Raw genomic sequence first — 1,379 nt, 5'->3', positions numbered from 1 at the left:
CCAATGCGGCAACATTTAATGAATATGGTATTACAGAACAAAACGTTGATGAAGCTTTTCAAGCACTAGACGACAAAACGGTGGTGATGAAGTTTGATAAGCCTTATCCAGCAGAACTCATTCTTAGCAATATTTCCACTAATCGCACAGCTGCTTTGCTTGATCGTGAGACACTCATGAAACACGAACAAGATGGAGATATGGGAAATCGGTATTTGGCCAGTCACTCTGCTTGTATTGGTCCTTATGAGTTAAGCAGTTGGCGCCCTGGAGAAGCTCTTTTGTTGCGTGCAAGCTCCAATTATTGGGGGGAGGCGCCTAAATTGAAGAAGATTTTAATTCGCCATGTCGCAGAACCTGGGACACAACGCTTATTATTACAAAAACATGATATTGATGTTGCACGGAATTTGATGCCAGAGGATTTGGCAGATCTCCAAGCAACGACAGATATTAAAGTTGAAAAAGTGTTGGCGCCCTCCATGATCATATGGGGGTTCAATGCGACAAATCCAATTTTTGCCAATGAAAAAGTGCGTTTGGCGATGCGCTATCTTATTGATTATGAAGGGCTTGGAAAGACCCTTCTTAAAGATGTTGGTATTCCCCGTGCAAGCTTTATTCCCCTTGGTAATTTGGGGGCTTTGAATGAAAAAGAAGGACAACCCTTTAAACTTGATCTTCAAAAAGCCAAGCAGCTTTTAACAGAGGCGGGTTACCCGAATGGTTTTGAAGCCAATATTTTTGCAGGAGCCTCTCCTTATCCTTTTGCTTTGCCAATAGCCCAATCTCTTCAAGACAATGCAAAAAAGGTCGGAGTACATTTTAAAATTGAACGTTTTGTAGGGACACAGTTGTTTTCAAAATTTTATGCACGTGGTTTTGATACGATTTTTTTCGGATGGAATAATGGGTCTGCAGATCCCCATACAATGGCTGCGCGCCTTATTTACAATCCTGATAATCGGTTTGAGGCAAAAAATACAGGTTATGCTAGTTGGTGCAACGGATATTTTGATCAAGGTATGAATCAAAAGGTTCAGGATGCATTGTTTGAAAAAGATCCCAAAAAACGGGCGCAGATGTATGGTGATTTGCAGCGTGAACTTATGCAAAAAGGTCCCTATGCTTTTATTTATCAGACGTATCACACTATAGCTATGACTCCTGATGTCAAGAAATGGGTTTGGAATAGTGCACCACGTATTTTTTATAGTGCGATTGAAAAGTAAGAAGGTATCGAATTTATAAAATACAAAAAACTATGATCATGATATATTTGACGTATTGCAAAGTTCTTCAATGTTTTGCAATACGTTGAATTTTATAGGGGATTGATTGATATATTTTGTAAAGAATATTATTCCAAAATTTCCTCT

The 1,379-nt window shown here is 39.1% G+C and carries 1 protein-coding gene; it reads left to right on the top strand.

The features are described 5' to 3' along the window. On the top strand, positions 1-1,232 hold a 1,232-nt coding region (locus AC0QT4_RS09135; protein WP_473201352.1), incomplete at its 5' end, for an ABC transporter substrate-binding protein. Between the last annotated feature and the right edge of the window lie 147 nt (positions 1,233-1,379).

It is taken from the genome of Bartonella sp. EBT8, assembly GCF_055796165.1.
This window is presented reverse-complemented; position numbering and strand designations above follow the sequence as displayed.